This is a genomic window from Thermoflexus sp. (assembly GCF_042408365.1).
Taxonomy (GTDB): domain Bacteria; phylum Chloroflexota; class Anaerolineae; order Thermoflexales; family Thermoflexaceae; genus Thermoflexus.
This window is the reverse complement of sequence record NZ_JBHOQJ010000226.1, coordinates 1-1765: the sequence shown is the minus strand read 5'-3', so window position 1 is coordinate 1765 and position 1765 is coordinate 1. Positions and strand designations below refer to the sequence as shown.

The following is a 1765-nucleotide window of genomic DNA, read 5'->3' as shown; positions in this document are numbered from 1 at the left end:
GCAGGCAGCAAAGCTGCCTGCCCCGCACCCCGTTGCTGACGAGACGCGAGGACCTCTGGAGGGTCCGTCGGCCTCCTCAGGGCGCGCTGACCGCGCGGTAGGCGTTGATCCGCCCCCAGTACCAGTAGCGCTTGGTGCCTGGGATCGGATCGGCATTGGTCTCGATGCGCTGGCGGACGCAGGCGTTCGTCGTGCACTTGCCAGTCGCCCACACCAACCCCGCCAGCCCCGCGACGTGGGGCGTGGCCATGGAGGTGCCGTTCAAGGCATCGTAGGTTGTGAAGTAGCCGTACTGGGTGGTCAAGTAGACCGGCGTGTCCGGCATGGTGGAAAGAATGCGAACGCCCGGCGCAGCGACATCCACCCACTTGGCCCCGTAGTTGGAAAACGAGGCTTTGTTATCGTTCTCGTCCGTGGCGGCGACGGCGATGCAGTTCGTGTAGGCTGCCGGATAGGTCTTGGCGCTGGAGCCGCTGTTGCCGGCCGCGCAAGCCAGCACCGCCCCTTTATTCCAGGCGTAATCCACCGCGTTCTGCAGCGTCGTCGAGCCGATGGAGCCGCCCAGGCTCAGGTTGATCACCTTCGCCCCGTTGTTGGCCGCCCACACGATGCCGTCGGCCACCTGGGCATACGTCCCTGAGCCGCTGGCGCTCAGCACTTTAGCCGCCAGCAGGCTCACCTGCCAGTTCATGCCGGCCACCCCAACCCCGTTGTTCGTCAGCGCCCCAATGGTCCCCGCCACGTGCGTGCCGTGGCCGTTATCATCTTCCGCGCTGTTGTCATTGTTCACGAAGTCCCACTGGGCCACCACAGGCGGGAGATCCGGATGGCTGTTATCGATCCCCGTGTCCACCACGGCGATACGGATCCCGCTGGAGCCTGTGGTGAGATCCCAGGCAGCGTAAGCCTGGATCTTCCCCCAGGCCCACTGGGAGACACAACCGGACTTCGAGGATTCATAGCAGGTGGTGTTGTCGTAGGGATCGTTGGGGTCTAGATCAATGCGGGCGATGCCGTTGGGCTCCACGTATTCCACCTGGGGATTGCGGCTCAGCGCCGCAAGCACGGCATCGCGAGTTGTAGGGGGAACCTTCACCACCCAGACGCCTAAGAGGGTCTGACGATAAAGGTGAAAACCGAAAGCCCGGGCGAGCCCTGCTGGATCCGCGCCTGGGGCGAATCTCACCAGCAGCTCATCCGGAACATAGCTGCCCGGCGGGAGTCCCTGCGTGGAAGGTGCGCCGGAAGTCCAGCCCATCAAACCGAGGGTCAGGATTGTCGCGAGAACCAGCCATCGCCGCCCCATGGATCACCTCCTTTGGCTCGGATGACCGCTTTCTCGAATCGACACAGACTTAGACGCGCAGGGTGGGGAGCGGTCATACCCCGCAATCTGAGATCTTACGGCCCCTAAGCCACTCGACCTGTCGGGGCATCCCACCTGCTCCCGACATGCCGCCACACCTACATTCTCCATCGGCGGAGGGGATGTGTCAAGCGAGGCTGTGATGACCACCGGATGGAGGGCCTCCCAGTAGGCCGCTGGCTCTCTTCTCATCAGACCCGGCGGGAAGGCTCTATGCTCGCTGTGCCCGACAATGGAAGACTTCCCTTAAGAGATTGGCTGGCTCGAGATCTTTGGTTAAAATAATTAAACCACGCGGGCCGTCTAAGGGATCTGTAGGGCGTATAAATTCGCTCAACTATCTCTGCTGCGAACAGAGGTGGTTATGGGATTTCTGTGTGGGGCGGGCCGCGCACGCGG

Annotated in this window: 1 protein-coding gene; it reads right to left on the bottom strand. The window is 62.8% G+C overall.

Annotated features, from left to right (window positions below; translation table 11 throughout):
* Nucleotides 1-76: 76 nt before the first annotated feature.
* Nucleotides 77-1306 carry a S8 family peptidase gene (locus ACFMO5_RS10705; protein WP_376792743.1) on the bottom strand — a complete coding sequence of 410 codons (1230 nt, stop codon included), beginning with the start codon at nucleotides 1304-1306 and terminating at the stop codon, nucleotides 77-79.
* Nucleotides 1307-1765: the final 459 nt, after the last annotated feature.